The organism is Alteribacillus sp. YIM 98480, assembly GCF_009765375.1.
Lineage (GTDB): Bacteria > Bacillota > Bacilli > Bacillales > Marinococcaceae > Alteribacillus.
Genome location: NZ_VTOK01000011.1, coordinates 127895 through 148283, shown reverse-complemented (window position 1 = coordinate 148283; position 20389 = coordinate 127895). Strand labels below are relative to the sequence as shown.

Annotated in this window: 17 protein-coding genes and 1 pseudogene; 16 read left to right on the top strand and 2 right to left on the bottom strand. The window is 39.9% G+C overall.

The features are described from left to right. Positions 1-139 precede the first annotated feature (139 nt). Positions 140-874 carry a sulfite exporter TauE/SafE family protein gene (locus FZF09_RS15050; RefSeq protein WP_158737423.1) on the top strand — a complete coding sequence of 245 codons (735 nt, stop codon included), beginning with the start codon at positions 140-142 and terminating at the stop codon, positions 872-874. A gap of 19 nt (positions 875-893) precedes the next feature. Continuing rightward, positions 894-1262 carry a YidH family protein gene (locus tag FZF09_RS15045; RefSeq protein ID WP_158737422.1) on the top strand — a complete coding sequence of 123 codons (369 nt, stop codon included), beginning with the start codon at positions 894-896 and terminating at the stop codon, positions 1260-1262. A gap of 595 nt (positions 1263-1857) precedes the next feature. On the opposite strand, the gene FZF09_RS15040 is transcribed toward FZF09_RS15045, so the two are convergent. Beyond that, positions 1858-3582: an N-acetylmuramoyl-L-alanine amidase gene (locus FZF09_RS15040; RefSeq protein ID WP_158737421.1), complete on the bottom strand. Its 1725-nt coding sequence runs from the start codon at positions 3580-3582 to the stop codon at positions 1858-1860. A 271-nt stretch (positions 3583-3853) separates the two neighbouring features. Here FZF09_RS15040 and FZF09_RS15035 point away from each other — a divergent pair, with 271 nt between their 5' ends. After that, entirely contained in the window at positions 3854-4987 is a 1134-nt protein-coding gene (locus tag FZF09_RS15035) for a zinc-dependent alcohol dehydrogenase (RefSeq protein WP_158737420.1), read from the top strand. A 51-nt stretch (positions 4988-5038) separates the two neighbouring features. Here the strand turns inward: FZF09_RS15035 and FZF09_RS15030 are convergent, their stop codons facing one another. Next, positions 5039-6469: an alanine/glycine:cation symporter family protein gene (locus FZF09_RS15030; protein ID WP_158737480.1), complete on the bottom strand. Its 1431-nt coding sequence runs from the start codon at positions 6467-6469 to the stop codon at positions 5039-5041. A gap of 244 nt (positions 6470-6713) precedes the next feature. Between FZF09_RS15030 and tlp the strand changes: the two genes are divergently transcribed. The 13 genes and pseudogenes from tlp (at position 6714) to FZF09_RS14970 (ending at position 20294) form a co-directional block, all read left to right on the top strand. Continuing rightward, entirely contained in the window at positions 6714-6950 is a 237-nt protein-coding gene (gene tlp / locus FZF09_RS15025) for a small acid-soluble spore protein Tlp (RefSeq protein ID WP_158737419.1), read from the top strand. A gap of 90 nt (positions 6951-7040) precedes the next feature. Further along, positions 7041-7235: a hypothetical protein gene (locus FZF09_RS15020; RefSeq protein ID WP_158737418.1), complete on the top strand. Its 195-nt coding sequence runs from the start codon at positions 7041-7043 to the stop codon at positions 7233-7235. 575 nt (positions 7236-7810) lie between these two features. Further along, positions 7811-9127 (top strand): response regulator transcription factor, encoded by a 1317-nt coding sequence (locus FZF09_RS15015; RefSeq protein WP_158737417.1) that lies wholly within the window; start codon positions 7811-7813, stop codon positions 9125-9127. A gap of 71 nt (positions 9128-9198) precedes the next feature. Continuing rightward, positions 9199-9347 (top strand): annotated as a pseudogene (gene aspA / locus FZF09_RS23380) (aspartate ammonia-lyase); the annotation flags it as partial. Between the two features lie 424 nt (positions 9348-9771). Then, positions 9772-11436 carry a urocanate hydratase gene (hutU, locus tag FZF09_RS15010; RefSeq protein ID WP_158737416.1) on the top strand — a complete coding sequence of 555 codons (1665 nt, stop codon included), beginning with the start codon at positions 9772-9774 and terminating at the stop codon, positions 11434-11436. 18 nt (positions 11437-11454) lie between these two features. Then, positions 11455-12729 carry an imidazolonepropionase gene (gene hutI, locus FZF09_RS15005; protein WP_158737415.1) on the top strand — a complete coding sequence of 425 codons (1275 nt, stop codon included), beginning with the start codon at positions 11455-11457 and terminating at the stop codon, positions 12727-12729. Continuing rightward, positions 12726-13712 (top strand): agmatinase family protein, encoded by a 987-nt coding sequence (locus tag FZF09_RS15000; protein WP_158737414.1) that lies wholly within the window; start codon positions 12726-12728, stop codon positions 13710-13712. The genes hutI and FZF09_RS15000 overlap by 4 nt, the downstream gene beginning before the upstream one ends. A gap of 54 nt (positions 13713-13766) precedes the next feature. Beyond that, positions 13767-15104, top strand: coding sequence for a YjiH family protein (locus tag FZF09_RS14995; protein ID WP_158737413.1), 1338 nt, complete (start codon positions 13767-13769; stop codon positions 15102-15104). A 54-nt stretch (positions 15105-15158) separates the two neighbouring features. Then, on the top strand, positions 15159-16427 hold the full coding sequence (locus tag FZF09_RS14990) for a Glu/Leu/Phe/Val family dehydrogenase (protein WP_158737412.1): 1269 nt from the start codon (positions 15159-15161) through the stop codon (positions 16425-16427). A gap of 17 nt (positions 16428-16444) precedes the next feature. Then, complete coding sequence (locus FZF09_RS14985) at positions 16445-16696, top strand: biotin/lipoyl attachment domain-containing protein (protein ID WP_158737411.1); 252 nt, start codon at positions 16445-16447, stop codon at positions 16694-16696. A 157-nt stretch (positions 16697-16853) separates the two neighbouring features. After that, complete coding sequence (gene hutP, locus FZF09_RS14980; RefSeq protein WP_158737410.1) at positions 16854-17300, top strand: histidine utilization transcription antiterminator HutP; 447 nt, start codon at positions 16854-16856, stop codon at positions 17298-17300. Positions 17301-17426: 126 nt separating this feature from the next. Next, a complete protein-coding gene (hutH, locus tag FZF09_RS14975; RefSeq protein ID WP_158737409.1) occupies positions 17427-18947 on the top strand; it encodes a histidine ammonia-lyase in 1521 nt (506 codons plus the stop codon). A gap of 27 nt (positions 18948-18974) precedes the next feature. Further along, on the top strand, positions 18975-20294 hold the full coding sequence (locus tag FZF09_RS14970) for a Na+/H+ antiporter family protein (RefSeq protein ID WP_158737408.1): 1320 nt from the start codon (positions 18975-18977) through the stop codon (positions 20292-20294). Positions 20295-20389: the final 95 nt, after the last annotated feature.

Below are 20389 nucleotides of genomic sequence, written 5' to 3'. Positions count from 1 at the left end.
GGGATTTGGCGGAAATGAATAAGAACCTTGAAAAATACCAAGGTTCTATATTGATTTCCGCCATTTGTTTAGATCTGAATCATTTCATGTGAATTATTGCTACTGCATTAATTAAACGGAAGAAAGGTTCTATGCCATAATGGTTTTTGAAATGTTTATCGTGTTTATTGTATTATTCCTTGGCAGTTTTCTTCAAGGGGCAAGCGGTTTTGGTTTTGGACTATTTGCTATGAGTTTTCTTCCATTCTTGTTCACCTTGAAAGACAGCACACTGCTAGTTGTATCTTTAGCGTTAGTAACGTCACTAAGTATTTTTATTAAGGTATATAAGCATATTCATTATCGTAAGCTTTTTTTTCTATTAAGCGCTGCCTCTCTAGGGCGGGTAGGTGCTTTTTTTATTCTTCATCATTTTGGAGAAATGGATATTTTAAAAAAAGTACTAGGTTTCGTTTTAATTGGAATGGTGATATACATACTAATGCAAAAACAAAAAGATGAGACAGTCGAGAAAGATAATGTTATCTTTCCTATTATATTAGGGTTTGTAGGAGGGTTGATCGGCGGAGTATTCGTGGTAGGAGGTCCATTTTTTGTTTTTTATTTTATGGTGGCCTGTAGAGACAAATACGCGTATTCTGCTAACTTACAGGCAACGTTTGTTGTTACTAGTATCGTTACCGTGGTGATGCATGGGGTAAGCGGTGACTTTAGCAGTGAGTTTCTGTTATATTTTCTCGTAGGATTTGTGAGTGTTCTTGCCGGAACTCGTTTAGGAATGCATTGGTTTGATCGTTTATCACAAGTTCATATAAAAAGGATTGCCAGTTTTATTGTCGCCTTAGCTGGTTTAAATTTAATTTTCTTCTCCTAATTGGAAGGGTGTGATGGAAATGACTGAAAAAGATAAACAAACAGTAGATTCTCTTTACATACAACAGCACCTTGCCAATGAAAGAACATATTTAGCTTGGATTCGAACATCGATTGCGATTATGGGGGTAGGTTTTTTTGCCACAAGTCTTCATTTTACAACTCCTTTAAGCAACTACTACGAGGAATTTATGGCAATTTTAATTAGTATCATTGCCTTTCTTATTGGGATGGTTATTATTACTGTTTCTACTTATATTTATTTAAAAAACAGAAAAACGATAAACACCGGGAAATATCGAGCATCCAACATTGCAATTATTTTTACAAGTATTTTAATGACACTTATTTTAGCACTTTTGTTGACGTATTTTCTTACCTTCAATTAAAAGAGTACTTTTCAAATTTTTTCCAAACAAAAAAGCATGCCTCTGAATATTTCACAAGAGGCATGCTTACGTTATACTTTATACTTTTGCATTTAAAATGTTGATCAAAGTAAAACTGCAGCATTCGCCAATTTTTTAAAAGGTAAGAAATTATAATAGTTGGCGTTTTTGATGTCTAGCTTCAGTGCCCAGCCGCTCAGGCAAAGAGGAACTTTTGCTAAAACCGCGAACGTCCTGTCGCAACGCAAAAGTCAACACCTCCTGCGCAAGCCAGTTCAGCGTTGTCACAGGACGTACATCCACACGATGTGGTGACTTCAACGTTGCACACTCGTCGCCAAAAACGCCACGTCCTGTGGCATTGGCGACATTAGCACATCCTATGCGTCGACGTGTGCGATCTTAGGAGAAGTTCATTAAAATGAGCTGAACGTCTTATATCTTCCCTTTCGACTCCGGGCCGCAGACGACCCTGCGCGAAAGCTCCAGAACCTGTCGCGGGCTCCCAGGATGGGAGTCAGTTCGGCGTTGTCACAGGACGTGACGCTCGTAGCCGAACTTCCTTCTTTTAAGGCGCTTGCGCTTTTCTTACATTTTACCAATCATAGTAATTGACAATACCGTCGTAGACAGCATCTGCTGCTTTTTCTTCATAGTTTGGCTGTTTCATCCGTTCTGTATCTTGCGTGTTAGTAAGAAAACCTAGTTCGATCAACGTACTTGGCATCGTCGTGTTTTTAATGACATAAAATCCAGCTTCGGCTACTCGTCTATCACTCATCTCGGTTTGCGACACTAGTTCATCTTGAATAGATTCAGCCAATGCCTTGCTTTCTGCTGCTTTAGAATCGTTATTATAAAATGTTTCAGCTCCTTCAGCCGCTGGGCTGGCTGCGTTGGCATGAATGCTTACAAATGAGTCAGCATCAGTCTCTTCCGCTATTTCTACTCTTTCACTAAGCTCTAAAAATGTATCATCGCTTCGGGTCATAACAACATTAACATCAGCTTTTTCTAATCTTTCTTCCACTTCAAGTGCTACATCTAAAACAACTTCCTTTTCGACAAGTCCATTTGCAGAAGCACCATTGTCATGGTCTCCGTGTCCAGCGTCAATGACGATGGTTTTATCAGTAAGGGCGCTTTCTCCTGGTACTTTTTCTTGAAGGTAATAACGGTGAACATATCCTTGTTCCCCATTATAATCAACTAACGCCCAATCCTCGTCAACATGTTCGTAAACATCTATGATATCGCCTTCATCAAGTTTTCCAATTTTGTCACTTTCTTCATCAGCCTCTAATCTGACATTTAAGTCAGACACCATTGCTTTCGCTTCAGCTATAATTTGATTATCGTGCGACGAGGAAGACTGGTCTGTTGACTCCTCTGATTGATCTGTTTCTTCTTGTTCATCGGTTTCCTCTGGCTCTTCTGACTTTACGTCATCGGCTTTTTCTATGTAGCTATGATAAACATATAACCATTCACCATTGTGTTCTGTTTTAAGCCATTCGTCGTTATTTTCATAAATATCAATCTTTGTGCCATCTTCAAACTCAGTAACCGTTTTATAGTCCATTCCTGGACCGCTTCGTGCGTTCAACGTGTCCTCAGCATTCACTTCTCCTTCAAAAAGAATATTATCTTCTTGTAGTTCTTCTTTTGAAGGTGGTTCTTCTACGTGTTCTTCTTCCTCACCAAGATTTTTTTCCATTGCTCTAGCCAAATAGGCTGAAACTTCTGCCCTTGTAGCATTTTCATTTGGTCTGAAGTTATTTTCATCTTCAATTATTCCATTTTCAGCTAATGTGGCTATGTAGCCTTTTGCCCAAAACTCAGCCGAAATATCTTCAAACTGTACTTCACTGTCGTTGTTCTCTGCTTCTTCTCCGAAAAAGGCTCTTCCTATTATTGCTGCTACTTGGGCACGTTCAATATTTCCATTCGGATCAAAACGACCATCTTTTTTTCCAGTGAAAACCTCTAATTCTGCAGCCTGTTCAATATGTTTAAAAGCCCAAAATTCTGTGTTTACATCTGAAAAGGTGGGCGAAGCTGGAGTGCGGATGGTACCTGAGCTCAAAGCATTGGACATCATTTTAGCTGCTTGAGCACGAGCAACTTCTTCTTCTGGACCAAAATCCCCTGACTCACGTCCATCTACTATACTTTCTTCAGCTAGATAAGAAATTTCTTCTTTAGCCCAGTAGTCTGCTCCCACATCATTAAAGGCTTCAGCGTGATCTATGTTTGCTGTAGTTAAAAAGGAAACAGAAACTGCGGCAGCTAAAATTGAATATGAAATTTTTTTCCTCAAAATGACAAAATCCTCCTCTCTTTCTATTTCGTTGAAAAATGTAGGCAATATTCTCCATTTTTTTCACCTGTGCATAGGATACCATGTGATAGATTTATAGACTAGATATTCTGAAACTTTTATATAAATTGAGCAAAAAATAACATTATTTTTAAGGGTAAGGTTATGTTTTATCTCGATTTTTAGAAAAATGGCAGTTGTCTATGTTTAAGGTTAATAAATAAAAGGTAATGCCCTTCATAAAAAGAGTAGAAAGGGGCGTGTAAAGTCCATGAAAGCAGTAACTTTTCAAAGTAAAGACAACATGAAGGTAAAGCAAGTAGAAAACCCTTCTATTCAAGAAAAAGAGGATATGATAGTGCGGATTACGGCTAGTGGCATTTGCGGATCTGATTTACATTTATACAAAGGCGGCATACCTTTACCAGAAGATTATGTAGTGGGGCATGAACCAATGGGCATTGTAGAAGAGACTGGTCCTGAGGTCAAAAATATTAAGAAAGGCGACCGTGTTGTTATTCCTTTTAATATTAGCTGTGGGGAGTGTCATTACTGCCAAAACCAAATGGAAAGTCAATGCGATAACTCCAATCCTCATGCTGATAACGGCGGTTTGTTCGGATATTCCAAACAGATGGGTGACTATCCGGGTGGACAAGCAGAATATTTACGAGTACCTTATGCTGAATTCACCTCATTTGTTGTTCCAAAAAGCAGTGAACTAGAAGATGAAAGTCTATTATTCTTGTCTGATGTGGTTCCGACTTCTTATTGGAGCGTAGAACACAGCGGGGTAAAAAAGGGTGACACGGTGGTTGTGCTCGGATGCGGACCGATTGGATTAATGACTCAAAAGTTTGCATGGATGAAAGGAGCAGATAGAGTTATCGCTGTAGATCAAGTACCTCACAGGCTTGAGCATGCCAAGCGAACCAATAACGTGGAAACGTACAATTTTGGTGAACATGACGAAATAGGGTCTCTTTTGCATGAAAATACGAAAGGAGGAGCAGATGTTGTCATTGACTGTGTCGGCATGGATGGAACTGTCCCTCCGAGTAAAGAGCACGGTTCTAAAGGAGACAATCAATTTGGTACGATCAGTCCAATTATCACTGCCTCGCAGGCTGTTGGGAAATTTGGAACCGTACAATTAACAGGTGTATACGGAACGGAAGCGAACAACTTTCCTCTTGGAGATTTTTTTACAAGAAATGTTTCTTTAAAAATGGGGCAAGCTCCTGTTATTCACTTAATGCCTAAGTTGTATGAGATGATCGAAAATAAAGAATTCGATCCGACAGATATCATTACTCATAAAATGCCGCTGGCAGAGGCAGATGAAGCATACCGCATTTTTGACAAAAAAGAAGACGGCAATATAAAAGTGGTATTAAAGCCGTAATAAAAGAGAAGGGAAGCCGCAAATGGTTTCCCTTCTGCATGTTAAAATCGCTTATTCCTGCTCTGAACGTTTAGGTTTTTTATCCCAAGCTTCAAGATTATTTAAACCTGGAATGCTGTCCCTGTAAAAAACAGGATCTTTCCCTAACTTACGCTGTTGTTGATAATCTTCAAGGGCAGAGACGGCAATCTTGGTGAGCAAGGCTGCAGCTATCAGGTTTACTAATGCCATTGACCCCATGAATACATCAGCAAGGGCCCATATGATTTCTAATTCACTCATCGCTCCTACCATTACCATAATTAAAAAAGCAACCCGAAAAGCTTGAACATAGGCAGGATGTTCAGAGATAAATTCAATATTAGCTTCCCCGTAATAATAATTTCCAAGCAGGGAACTAAAGGCAAAGAAGAAAATAGCGATCGTAACGAAAATTTGTGCCCAGCCTCCTAAATGAGTGTCTAAGGCAAGCTGTGTCAATTGTATTCCATCTGATTCACTTGAAGTATGGACGCCGGCTAAAATAATAAGAAACGCAGTCGAGCTGCAAATAATTAACGTATCTGTAAATACACCGAGTGTCTGAACCAGGCCTTGTTTTACGGGATGACTAACATGAGCAGTAGCAGCGGCATTTGGTGCACTACCCATACCGGCTTCGTTAGAAAACAATCCACGCTGAACACCACTCATAATGGCTGCCCCTAAGCCGCCTCCAGCAATTTCTTGTAATCCAAAAGCATTACTAACAATGAGAGAAAAGACTTCAGGTAAAGTTCCGATATTAAAAAACATGACTACTATTGAAACAATGACATAAATAATAGCAAAAAACGGAACAACGAATTCGGATACTACCGCAATACGGCGTATACCACCGAAAATAACGATACCAATTAAAACAGCAATAGTCATTCCAACCCAAAAAGAACTAATATCATAAGCGCCCGTAAAGGCTTGAGAAATAGTATTGGTTTGTACGGCGTTAAATATTAAACCAAAGCATAACGTAATAAGGATGGCAAATAGTACCCCCATCCAGCGCATGCCTAGTGCTTTTTCCATATAGTAAGCCGGTCCGCCGCGGAAGCCGTCTTTATCTTTTACTTTATACATTTGAGCGAGAGTGCTTTCCACAAAGCCAGTAGCTGCGCCTGCTAGGGCAATCATCCACATCCAAAAAACGGCCCCGGGTCCTCCAGCCGTAATAGCTAACGCTACTCCCGCTAAATTTCCTGTTCCTACACGGGCTGCTGTACTAATTGTAAAAGCTTGAAATGGGGTAGTGCCTTTCTTTTTTTTGAAATCGGTGCGGTCCGTTCCTTGAATCAAAAGCATAACCATTTCTTTTAACATTCTGAATTGAACAAAACGTGTTTTTACTGTAAAAAATACACCTAAAAACAATAACAATCCAACAAGAATGTACGTCCATAAGATTTTATTACTTACCTCTACAATGTCACCAAGCCACGTATCCATGGTCAGCCAGGTATCCACAAAATCACTCCTTAAAAAAGCCTAGTTTAAAAACATAAAGGAAAGGGTATTCAATTGAAAGAATGAAAAAAGTGCGTGTGAAAATCAGGAAAATATGATTTTCCTATGGCATTTAAAAGGTTTTATCAATTGCGGATGAATATTAACAAACTTTTCACATTTATCTTTTCATATCCTTCCTTTTTCTGAGGCATACTAAACCTCAAAAGAAAAGGAGGGAATAAATTTGGAAAAGCCTAAACCAGATGATCGTTCTAACAACGCAGAAAGAATTGAAAATAATATCGGGCATACGCTGCAAAATATGAATGAGGCGAGAGATTTTGAAAAAGCTCACGCTGAAGAGCTGAGTCAAGAAGATAAACAACAAATTGAAGAGAAAAACCAACGTCGTGAAAGAGCGATAGAAGGTATGCGTGAAGAAATCAAAGATGAAGTAAATGATCAGCAGAACCACTCATAAAAACGGACAGGCATAAATGGTGTATATCACCTTTATGCCTGTATACGTCTTTTTGTAAAGGTAAGAAATTATAAATAGTTGGCGTTTTACATGTCTAGCTTTAGCGCCTACTCGCTCGAGATTCCTTCGGTTCGTCAATGGAAAGCAAAGATCAGCTTTCCATATGCCGCCCCTCCAGGACTTGTCGCTCGTAAGCAAGAGGCTTGCGCTTTTCTTATTACACTGATAGGAAATATAAAATTTAGCATGGACATGGATGAATCATCGACGCCGTCAAAATGTTGAGGAAATCAGTATAAGTCAACTAAGTAATCGACTTCACCTGAAATTTGGCGCTAGCCAAGTTTCCTTTAATTGCATAAGGACAAGGTCTATTTTTCCTTGCAAGTTACCCTTTTATTAACATCTAACCTCGTCAGCATATGTTCAAATCAAGAGACCTTATCCAATGTAGAGTACTTAGGTATTCTATTCACCAAATCTCTTCTTTTATTATTGTCCCATCTCTTCATACTCATTATAGAATCATTTAAATATCTTCAAACATCCCTTCAGTGTTTTTATAATTATTTGTATTACTTGTCGGGAATCGTTTATAATGGCTAAATTATAAATGTAAAACCTCATTTAGACTTCATCTTTTATCTGTTAGAACCCTCCTCGTTCAACTATTCCTCTGCACCAGTTAACTTAATAATTCTCACATGGAGGTGGGGAAAATATATAAGTTATTAATTTCTGACCGTGATAAGCAAGAAGTTCTAGGAATTCAATGGTTTATTTCCAAATATTCTTTACCCATTTCAACTATTCGAACAGCCTATCATTTATCGGATTTGTTAGATGATCTGGAGAACTCTTTGCCCGACATTGCATGTATAGAATTAGATATGATTGCTGAAGACAAATGGGAGATATTTAAATTTTACATACGCAGATATACAAAGCAGGTTATTGCACTTACTGCAGAGCCCACTTTTGAGCGAGCCATGCAGGCAATGGAACTTCAAGCAATAGATCTGTGGGTAAAGCCGCTTGCTCCGCCTAGTGTTAAACATTCCTTACAGCAAGCTATAAGAAATCTTTCTTATTACTCTAAAGAGGTACATCCCGAATTAACAAGGCCAGCGTTGGACTATGAATCATTGTTTATTGAAGATCGCAATCCTTATCCCTACCCTGTTTATTTATTAAAAACGGAGTATGTAAACGATTTAACCTATTTACGAAAATTTATAGAACAATTTGATTTTTACTTTGAACCATCGGTTTTCTCGACAAGTGATCGAATTGTACTTGTATTTCATCACGAGTTTACAGAGACATTCACACAGGCTCAGCGCTTTTTGCGGGAATGGGAGCTAAAAGCAGGAAGTCCGTTAGCTATTGTTGTGCATTCGCAAAGTGGTGAAGAATCGCTTCACCAAATCTATTTAAAGCTGCGCAAAGTAATGGAAACGACTTTTTTTACTGGGTATCAACAGGTATTTGAGACAGAACGCTTTCATCCTTGGAAAGATATGGACCCTTTTTTAACAATGGAAGATCAAAGAAAGTGGGTTTATATGTTAGAAGAAGCGAGAGGAAATGATATTAAAAAGTGGATGTATGAAGAGTTTTTTGATTTGGTACCGCCATACCCTGAGCCTGGATTGCTGCGAACACGTTTAACAAGTATTCTTGCCCAAATTCGGCGGTTTATGGATCGAAATGGAATGAATAGTAAAGATCGAGAAGAATATTACAAGAATGTGTTTGATAAAATTTTATATAGCCCTGTGCTCTACCGTATTGTTCAGGACATCATTCTTTTTTCAAACTATCTTGTCCAGACAATGGAGGAGCAGCCTTCTAAAGTGAAGGGAGATGCGGTAGAAGCAGCGGTTTCGTATATGGAAAAAAATTTTGCTGATTCCAAGTTGGATTTAAAGACAGTGGCTGCACATGTAGGTCGGAGTCCTTCCTACCTTAGCCATTTACTTTCAAAAAAATATAATCGCTCTTTCCGTGATCTTCTGTTATCCATGCGTATTCAAAAAGCAAAAGAACTCCTTTCCTCGGATGAAAGTGTTCAAAACATAGCCCGCTCTATAGGCTTCAACAACCCAAATTATTTCAGTCGTGTGTTTAAAGAGCATACTGGACAAACACCGAGAGAATATAGGCGTTTCCATTAGTTAAAAAGTGAAAATGGGACAAAAGAACCCCCGTGACACAATTTTAAGGTGTTACGGGGTAATTTTTAGGCTCACGTATCCCACGTGAAGCTATTTTAACAGGAAAACAGTTCGTGAATTATGCTTACAGTTTAACGTGCTAACAAACTCCGAATTAAATTTTATACTAAATCCTTATGAAATGACATATCCTGGAACCGCAGGAAAAACGCAAATATAAAAAGTTTGGGTACTTAACAATTAAACAACATAAATATGAGCGATATATTTCGCTCGTTTTTTTATAAAGGTAAGAAATTATAAATAGTTGGCGTATTACATGTCTAGCTCCAGCGCCTACTCACTCGAGATTCCTTCGATTCGTCAATGAAAAGCAAAGATCAGCTTTCCATATGCCGCCCCTTCAGAACTTGGCTCGTGAACAAGGCGCTTGCGCTTTTCTTACTTCAACTTGATAATTGACTAACCTAATTTCATATGAATTTATCTTTTCTAAATTTTGTTCTATAAAATAAAAGCGTTTTCGAATATTTTTTTATAGATATTGCATATTTTTATAGAAAATCGAAAGTTAATCATCTATTTTTTCGTTGTATCCGTTGATACCATTTAATTAATCCAAAAACGAAGAAAGGATGAATGAAATGACAGATACAAAATACAAGCAAGTGAAACAATATACAGGATCAGATTTGAATACAAAAGGCTGGCTGCAGGAGGCAGCTTTGCGGATGTTAAACAATAATCTTCACCCAGACGTGGCGGAAAATCCAGAAGATCTCGTCGTATACGGGGGGATTGGGAAAGCTGCTCGTAATTGGGAATGTTACGAGGCGATTGTCGACACGCTGAAAACACTTGAAGATGACGAAACATTACTGGTTCAATCCGGAAAGCCAGTTGCAGTCTTTCCTTCCCATAAAGATGCCCCTAAGGTGTTGATTGCAAATTCTAATCTTGTACCGGCTTGGGCAAACTGGGAGCATTTTCATGAGCTTGATCAGAACGGTTTGATGATGTACGGACAAATGACGGCAGGAAGCTGGATTTACATTGGAAGTCAGGGGATTGTACAAGGAACCTATGAAACGTTTGCCGAGTGTGCCAAACAGCATTTTGGCTCAGACATGAAAGGAACAATTACGGTAACTGCAGGACTGGGCGGCATGGGTGGAGCTCAACCATTGGCTGTAACAATGAATGGCGGAGTATGTATTGCCATTGAAATTGATCAACACCGAATCGACCGTCGTATTGAAACGAAATATCTAGACGTTTCGACAGATAGCTTAGAAGAAGCGGTACGTTTAGCGAAAGAAGCAAAAGAGAATAAAAAGGCTCTTTCTATTGGTTTATTGGGAAATGCAGCAGAAATTTTGCCAAAAATGAATGAATTGGGTTTTATACCCGATGTATTAACGGACCAAACGTCCTCGCATGATCCGCTCACTGGCTATGTTCCCGCGGACATGGATTTGCAATCAGCTATTGAACTTCGTGCAAACGATCCAGATCGCTATATAAAGCTTTCCAAACAAACAATTGCATCTCATGTACAGGCCATGCTTGATTTGCAAAAACAAGGAGCCGTTACATTTGATTACGGAAATAACATACGCCAGGTTGCTAAAGATGAAGGCGTTGAGAATGCTTTTAATTTTCCTGGGTTTGTGCCAGCTTATATTAGGCCGCAGTTTTGCGAAGGAAAAGGTCCATTTCGCTGGGTAGCGTTATCAGGAGATCCAGAAGATATTTATAAAACGGATGAAGTTATCTTAAGAGAATTTAGTGACAATGAACATTTATGCAACTGGATACGTATGGCTCAAGAAAAAATTAGTTTTCAAGGACTTCCTTCCCGCATTTGCTGGCTTGGTTATGGAGAACGGGCCAAGTTTGGAAAAATAATTAACGATATGGTCGCACGCGAAGAATTAAAGGCGCCGATTGTCATTGGACGTGATCATCTTGATTCAGGATCTGTTGCATCCCCGAACCGGGAAACAGAATCCATGAAAGATGGCAGTGATGCGGTTAGTGATTGGCCAATTCTTAATGCACTTATTAATAGTGTTGGCGGGGCAAGCTGGGTTAGTGTTCACCATGGCGGAGGTGTTGGTATGGGTTACTCCCTTCATGCTGGAATGGTAATCGTAGCAGATGGAACGAAAGATGCAGAAAAGCGCCTTCAACGAGTGTTAACAACAGATCCAGGAATGGGTGTAGTTCGTCATGTGGATGCAGGATATAAACTCGCCGAAAAGACAGCTCACAATAAAGGGATTCAAGTACCAATGCTTCGCAAATAAAAGAGGAGGGGTAAATACATGGCACAAAAAATGTTTATTACAAACGCTGCACAATTGATTACGATGGCTGGCAACACGGATGGTCCAGCTGCAAAAGAGGCTATGTCTCAATTAAACTTGATTGAAAATGGAAGCCTCTTTATTGAAGACGGTAACATTGTCGAAGCGGGTCCTGATAAGGAAATCCGTGAAAAATACCAAGAGCATTTTCAGTCTGCTGAACAAATAGATGCGACGGGAAAGGTGGTTGCTCCAGGACTTGTTGATCCCCATACCCACCTTGTTCACGCCGGAACGAGAGAAAATGAATACGCCATGCGTCTAAAAGGACGAACGTACATGGATATCATGCAGTCGGGCGGCGGTATTCATGCCACTACTCGAGCAACTCAGCAAGCTAGCTATGAGCAGTTGTACGATGAATCAAAAAAAAGGTTGAATCAATTTCTTCTGCATGGTGTAACTACAGTGGAAGCAAAGAGTGGATACGGATTAACGCTTGAACACGAGCTGAAACAGCTCGAAGTGGCTGAACAGCTAAATAATGACCATCCGGTTGACCTTGTTTCGACCTTTATGGGTGCTCATGCTATTCCAATGGATGAAAAAGACGACCCTGATAAATTTGTTGATCGTGTGATTCAAGAGATGCTTCCGGAAGTAGCTGATAAAAAGCTGGCTGTATTCAATGATGTCTTTTGTGAAAGAGGCGTATTTACTCCGGAACAGTCGAGAAAAGTCTTAGAAGCTGGAAAAGAATACGGGCTGATACCAAAAATTCACGCAGACGAAATTGAACCATATGAAGGAGCAGAGTTAGCGGCATCGATTGGAGCTATATCTGCGGATCATTTACTAAAAGCTTCAGAGAATGGAATAAAGAAAATGGCTGAAGCAGGAGTAGTTGGTGTGCTATTACCCGGAACAGCATTTTTCTTGATGGCTGAATTTGCCGAAGCAAGAAAAATGATTGATGCCGGTGTAGCAGTGGCTTTATCGACCGATGCGAACCCGGGGTCTTCTCCAACGATTTCACTTCCATTCATTATGAATTTAGGCTGCTTAAAAATGGGTATGACACCAGAGGAAGTATTGACAGCGACTACTATTAATGCCGCTCACGCAATTGGGTGCGCAGCAGAAATCGGAAGTCTTGAACCTGGAAAAAAAGCGGATGTCACCATTTTTGATGTGCCAAACTATCTCACATTATCGTATAAATATGGAATGAATCACGTGGATACGGTCGTAAAAGCAGGGATCCCGTTAGTAAAAGGCGGGCAGTTGCAATGAGCAGCTATCCTTATCCAATGTTAGACAAACCGAGTATGATCTGGTCTCGTCAAACCGATAAAAGCAAAGATATAAAAGTTCATGAATGGATTGAAACCGCAGAGGAAGCCAAACTTAATTGGGATGATTATGACGTAACCATTTTAGGAGTCCCGCTTTCAAAATCATCGATCAGTACTTCTGCTGCTAGTGAAAACCCAGAAGCAATGAGGCAGGCGTGGAAGGCATTTAGCACTTATAACTTGGATGAAGACATTGACTTGGCTCAGTTAAAGGCTATCGACCTTGGAAATGTGAAACAACATGTGACCAATATTGAATATACACATCAACAAATTCAAGAAGCTATGGTCGCTATGCGAACTTACCATCCACATACATTGCCAATTTCAATGGGCGGCGATCATTCCATTACAGCGATGCTGGTCAAAGGCTGGAAGCAAGCCCACCCAAATGAAAAAATTGGAATATTACAGTTAGATACGCATTTTGATTTGAGAGACCCTAAATTAATCGGCCCAGCGAACGGTACACCAATACGTAACCTGATTGAAAGTGAAGCCATTCAGGGAAACCACGTTCATAATATTGGATTGCATGGTTTTTTTAACGCTAAGGAACTTAAGGATTTCGCAGACAAAGCTGGACTTCATTATACAACGATGAAACAGGCAAGAAAAAAGGGAATTTCTAATGCTATCAACAATGCTTTACGTCAATTGGAAGATGAAGTAGATACCATCTATTTGACTGTAGATATGGATGTATTAGATATCGTACATGGCCCGGCAGCTCCAGCAGCAACACCAGGAGGAATGTACTCAGAAGAATTATTTGAAGCTGTTCAAATGGCCGGAGAACACATCAAAGTAAAGGCTATGGATATTGTTTGTTTAGACCCGAGAAAAGACGTTGCAGAACAATCAGTCAAAAGTGCTGTCCATACCATGCTGTCGTTTTTGACGGGTTATTGTAAAAGGTGAGGGACAAGTAAGTTCCTCTCCTATTAAAATATTTCTATAGGGGGAGGCATATATATGGAAAATCATCAAAAGGAGTCCCCGGCTGAGTACCAAGAACAGCAATGGACGAGCAATCATTTATTAAAATTTATCATTTTTAGTCTAATCGGTATTTTTACTTTTTTTATTCCAATTAATGTAAATGGAACTGCTTCTATTGCTCTCGACCATTTCGTTACCTATATTCAAACGACATTTACAGCTTTTGTTCCATACTATGTATTACTAATTATTATTTCTGGAGCGGTTTATCCTTTTATTAATCATTCATGGAATAAAGATTTGGCTAATATGATTTTATCCATTTTTAAAATTTTTGGGGCTGTCGTCGCCTTCATGCTTGTTTTTAGTTTTGGTCCTGATTGGCTGTCCGACCCGAGTATGGGTCCATTTCTTTTTGAAAATCTTGTCATGCCAGTTGGTTTACTGGTACCCATTGGTTCTGTTTTTCTTGCTTTATTGGTCGGATATGGGTTGTTAGAATTTATTGGAGTTGTTTTGCAGCCTATAATGCGACCGATTTGGAAAACGCCTGGCCGGTCTGCTATTGATGCTGTCGCATCATTTGTAGGCAGTTATTCGATAGGTTTATTAATTACAAACCGCGTTTTCAAAGAAGGAAAATACACGATAAAGGAAGCGACAATTATTGCAACCGGGTTTTCCACCGTTTCAGCAACGTTTATGATTGTGGTGGCAAAAACACTTGGTTTAATGGAAATTTGGAACACTTACTTCTGGGTAACCTTATTCGTGACCTTTCTTGTAACCGCTATCACTGTAAGGATTTGGCCGTTAAGTAAAGTGAGTGACCAATATATCAATAACCAGGAAGGCCGTCCTGAGCACATCATTGAAAAGAATCGTCTAAAAGCTGCCTGGTTTCAAGCTATGAAAGCAGCAGAACGCTCTCCATCGCTTCTAAAAAACATTTGGCTTAATTTGAAGGATGGATTGATTATGACAATGGCTATTTTACCATCCATTCTGTCAGTTGGGCTGCTTGGATTAGTACTTGCTGAATACACTCCTATGTTTGACATCTTGGGTTACATTTTTTATCCATTTACTTGGATGATACAGGTTCCTGATCCATTGCTTGCAGCTAAGGCATCCGCCGTCTCTATTGCGGAAATGTTTCTCCCGGCCCTTCTGGTTACAGAAGCAGCTATGGTTACAAAATTTGTGATTGGTACGTTGTCCGTTTCAGCTATTTTGTTTTTCTCAGCGTTAATACCATGTATTTTATCTACGGATATCCCAATAAGTATTCCGAAATTAATTGTGATTTGGATTGAACGTGTGGTATTAACGATTATAATCACGACTCCTCTGGCTTATTTATTACTTTAAGGATAAAAGTTGCGACAAAAAAGAAATCAGGGAAACGATAAAAGGGGTAATAGTATGAACGCAGTAAGTGTCAAAAGTACGGGTGAACAGACAGATCTACTATCAGCAACACAGCATGAAATAAAACATGCTTTATCAAAGCTGGGTTATAAAGAAGACGTATATGAACTGCTTAAAGAACCTGTTCGCACATTGACCGTTCGGATACCGATAAGAAAGGACGATGGCAGTGTCCAAGTTTTTACCGGATATCGTTCTCAGCATAATGACGCAGTTGGCCCAACGAAAGGCGGTGTTCGATTCCATCCCTCTGTAACAGAAAATGAAGTAAAAGCCTTATCCATTTGGATGAGTTTAAAGTGCGGCATTGTCGATGTTCCTTTTGGCGGTGGTAAAGGTGGAATAGTTTGTGATCCTAGGGCGATGTCTTTTTTAGAAACGGAGCGGTTAAGCAGAGGATACGTGCGGGCAATAAGTCAAATCGTAGGGCCAACAAAAGATATTCCAGCCCCTGATGTATTTACGAATTCGCAGATTATGGCTTGGATGACGGATGAATACAGCCGCATTCGTGAATTTGACTCACCTGGTTTTATTACCGGAAAACCAATTGTTCTTGGGGGTTCAAATGGCCGTGAAACGGCAACAGCTATGGGGGTAACCATTTGCGTTGAAGAAGCAGCAAAGAAAAAAAAGCTTGACTTAGATGGTGCAAGGGTAATTATTCAAGGATTTGGTAACGCAGGAGGCTTTTTAGCCCAAATTCTTAACGAACGAGGCGCCGTTATTGTGGGAATATCTGACGCGGATGGCGCATTATATGATAAAGACGGGCTGGATATTGACTATTTACTCGAACGGCGTGATTCTTTCGGAACAGTAACCAATTTATTTTCGAACACAATTACAAATGAAGAACTGCTCGAGTGTGAATGTGATATTTTAGTGCCGGCAGCTATTTCAAATCAAATCACCGAAAAGAATGCATCGAACATTAAAGCTGAAATTATCGTTGAAGCCGCCAATGGTCCGACAACATTAGAAGCTACGAAAATTTTAACAAAACGAGATGTGCTGCTTGTCCCAGATATCCTGGCTAGCTCCGGGGGTGTCACTGTTTCCTATTTTGAATGGGTGCAAAATAATTTAGGATACTACTGGTCTGAGGAGGAAGTATTAGAAAAACTGAAAAAGAAAATCGTTACTGCTTTTCATAATGTTATTGATACAGCAAAACTTCATCATGTGGACAATCGTCTAGCCGCTTATATCGTTGGTATCCGAAAAATGGCGGAAGCTTCAACATTTCGTGGATGGGTGTAAAAAAGGGGGAAAGAGAGATGAGCAGCTATCGAACAATCCAAAGTGAATACCAAGGGAAAGTGCAAAAAGTTTTCGTTAATCGAGGAGGATTCGTTCATGAATGGGAACCTCTCTTTTCTATTAAAACTGCTCACGGTTCAGTCAAAAAGGTAGAAATAAGCAGCTGCGGAATAGTTGAAAGAGTGAACGTATGTCCCGGAGACATCGTAGTATCGGATATGACATTAGCTATACTAAAAGAAGATCAATTACCTAGCGGAAGCGATTAACGCACGAAATACCAAGATATTAAACCACTAAAAAATCTATTGACATGGTTTTGAAAAAACGCTTACAATTACTATTAGTTATAAGATATAAGATATAAGATATTAGTTATTAGATTCGTCTGAAGTTATCAGATCGAGAGGGAAAAGAGTGTTTATAATGTCCTTAAGTAAGGATTCTCGTATCGGGAGAAGCGCTATTCTCCTAGTACTTAGCGATGACAAGAGCGAAGAGTTAGAAAAGATAAAGCAATTAGATTGGAAGTGCTGCACAGGAAAAGTTGGCTCGATGGAAGCTCACAAAGTGGTAGCAGCTATTGAGACAGCAGCGAAGAAGAATGAAATTGTAGAAACCGGTCTTTATCGTGAAAGTCATGCATTGTACCATGCCATTATCGAATCACTGCATGGTGTAACACGAGGACAGGTTCAATTAGGATCGATGCTGCGCACAGTAGGACTTAGCTTTGCAATTGTCCGGGGGGGTACACCCTATGAAAATAAGAATGAAGGAGAATGGATTGCCGTTTCCTTATATGGCACGATTGGTGCACCGGTAAAAGGGGCCGAACATGAAACAATTGGATTAGGTGTTAATCACATTTAAATAAACTGCCCACAGTTATTAGTAGAGTTTAGGGGGCTATATCACTGCGACTGTTAACGTTGCATTGATATAGCCCCTTTTTTATTGGCGCTTTAACGAAGTAAAGAAACTAGAGGAGTGAGAAATATGGTGACCTTGACAGGGCATTCACTTAATTTTACTGAAATGAAACAAGTATTGTTTGATGGGGAGAAAGTTGACGCTGCAAAGAAAAGCATAGAGGATGTGAAAAAGAGCCGCGAGGCAGTAGACTCTATCGTGGAAAATCAACAAGTTATTTATGGAATTACGACTGGTTTTGGAAAATTCAGCGATGTGCTCATTCAAAAGGGAGATGTGGAAGTACTCCAAAAAAACTTAATTCACTCGCATGCGTGCGGAGTTGGTGAAGCTTTTCCAGAAACCGTTTCACGAGCAATGCTAGTATTGAGGGCTAATGCCCTCCTGAAAGGGTATTCTGGTGTGCGTCCGCTTATTATTGATCGTCTTCTGGAGCTTGTAAACAAACAGATTCACCCGGTCATTCCTCAGCAAGGGTCTCTTGGGGCAAGCGGAGACTTGGCGCCATTGTCCCATTTAGCCTTAGTACTCCTCGGGGAAGGAGAAGTATTTTATAAAGAGGAAAAAGTACCTGCCATCCATGCATTAACACAGGAAAAAATGGAGCCTATTACGTTAACAGCTAAAGAAGGTTTGGCACTTATTAACGGTACACAGGCGATGACAGCAATGGGCGTTATTGCCTATTTAGAAGCAGAAAACCTTGCCTATCAATCAGAAGTAATTGCTGCAACCACAATAGAAGGGTTGTGCGGTATAATGGATGCGTTTGATGAAGAAATTCATAGGGCACGCGGCTACCAAGAACAAGTAGATGTAGCAGAGCGAATTCGAAAATACTTGAAAGACAGTCAATTAACAACAAAACAAGGAGAGTTGCGTGTCCAAGATGCATATTCTCTCCGTTGCATTCCGCAAGTACACGGAGCAACATGGCAAACGCTTCATTATGTTAAAGAAAAGCTTGAAATTGAAATGAATGCGGCGACAGATAACCCGCTTATCTTTAATAATGGAGAGAAAGTAATTTCCGGAGGGAACTTTCATGGTCAGCCCATTGCATTAGCAATGGATTTCATGGGGATTGCCATGGCGGAGCTGGCTAACATTTCTGAGCGCCGAATTGAACGGCTTGTTAATCCTCAATTGAATGATTTGCCTCCGTTTTTAAGCCCGGAACCAGGATTGCAATCCGGTGCCATGATTATGCAGTACGTGGCCGCATCACTTGTTTCAGAAAATAAGACGCTGACTCATCCGGCAAGTGTTGACTCCATTCCTTCTTCTGGAAATCAAGAAGATCATGTCAGTATGGGAACGATAGCTTCGAGACATACAGCAAAGGTGATTGAAAATGCATCCAGAGTGTTAGCGATTGAAGCAATCTGCAGTATGCAGGCAGCTGAGTATCGCGGAAAGAACAAAATGGCACCTATGACAAGAGCATTTTTGGAAGCAGGCCGGACCATTGTCCCGTTTATTGATTCTGATCGGATGTTTTATAAAGATATAGAAGCGATGTACAGATGGATAAAAAAATTTTCAATAACGTCTGTTGGAATGAAAAATAAAACGGTACATTCTTAAATTTCATAGGTGAAAGGAGAGGGTTATTTGTTTAATGCAGTAGTGATATCTGTTTTTGTTATGGTGGTTTTAAGTTTGTTGCGGCTAAACGTTGTGCTGGCGATACTGTTTGCAGCCCTTTCAGCAGGGGCTGCTGCTGGATTATCACTTTCGGATACAATTGAAATGCTCGTTTCTGGAATGGGAGGGCAGGCTAACACCGCCTTAAGCTACATTTTACTTGGAGCATTTGCAGTAATGATCGGTTACTCGGGAATAACAGGATTTCTCGTTAAACACTTAATAAAAGTTTTAAAAGGAAAAAAAGCAGTGTTACTACTTACCATCGCAGGAGTCGCATGTTTGTCGCAAAACGTCGTTCCTGTACATATTGCTTTTATTCCTATTTTGATTCCGCCGCTGTTGCACTTATTTGACACTATGAAGCTGGATCGCAGAGGAGTAGCCACAGCTTTAACATTCGGCTTAAAAGCTCCGTATGTCATGATTCCTGCTGGTTTCGGTTTGATTTTTCATGGAATTATTAGAGACGAAATGAATGCGAATGGCATGTCAATCAATCTTGGTCAAATCCCAATCGCATTGTTATTACCAGGCATTGGAATGTTATGTGGTCTACTGTTTGCTATATTTATAACCTTTCGAAAAGATCGAGATACATCCGTTCAGCAGATGAAAGATATATCAGCAGAAGAAGAGACTGCCGCAACGACAGAAAAGAAAATGATATTTACAATGTCTCACTTTTTCACCATAATTGCTATTATTTCTGCTCTTGCCGTGCAGTTAGCTGCAGACTCACTAATTTTGGGAGCGCTTACTGGTATTATTCTAATGTTAGTATTCAGAATCGTTCCGTTTAAAGAAGGAGAAAACATAGTTAACGACGGCATTAAAATGATGGGGATGATCGCGTTTGTCATGCTGGTTGCTTCTGGATATGCTACCGTTTTACAAGATATTGGGGCTGTAGAGGAGTTAGTCGAAACATCTTCAACTATTGTTGGTGACAGCAAATTTTTTGGAGCTGTTGCAATTCTTATTGTTGGAATGATTATAACGATGGGAATTGGCTCGTCTTTTGGAACCATTCCTATTCTCGCTGCGCTATTTGTACCTCTTTGTAGTGCGTTAGGCTTTTCTCCGCTAGCAACAGCTGCATTAATTGGTACAGCAGGAGCAGTGGGCGATGCAGGGTCTCCAGCTTCTGACAGCACCCTTGGGCCAACATCTGGTTTAAACGCAGATGGGAAGCACAATCACATTTGGGACACGTGTGTACCAACATTTTTACATTTTAATATTCCTCTCTTAATTTTTGGTTTAATCGCAGCATTAATTTTATAAACGATCTTCATTTTAGGCCAGCAAAATATTAGGAATTAATACATCTCAGCACTAGTTAATAGAGCTGTCATCATAATGTGGCAAAAAGAGGATGC